The organism is Paenibacillus sp. OSY-SE, assembly GCF_000283315.1.
GTDB lineage: Bacteria > Bacillota > Bacilli > Paenibacillales > Paenibacillaceae > Paenibacillus_B > Paenibacillus_B profundus.
Map to the genome: position 1 here is coordinate 1 of NZ_ALKF01000065.1, position 238 is coordinate 238.

Annotated in this window: 1 pseudogene; it reads right to left on the reverse strand. The window is 47.5% G+C overall.

From position 1 onward, the window contains the following. Window positions 1-238, reverse strand: a pseudogene (locus tag A372_RS32715) (acyltransferase); the annotation flags it as partial.

Genomic DNA, 238 nt, shown 5'->3' on the forward strand with positions numbered 1-238 from the left:
GCATGGGCCAGATATCCTCCGAAGGAATAGCGTCCGATCCAGTTTAGCATACGACGAAACGGCTCGGAACGCTGGTCTTTTTGCAGATGAAGTAGCAGCCCATACAACAAAAGCAACTGCGAGACAATCAGTACGAAGGTGCTTGGCTTCAGATAGGTAGAAATATTGAGATTGATCGTATCGCCCGACTGGATCAGCATCGTATGGCCCATGAGCATGAACAGACCAATAAAAACAA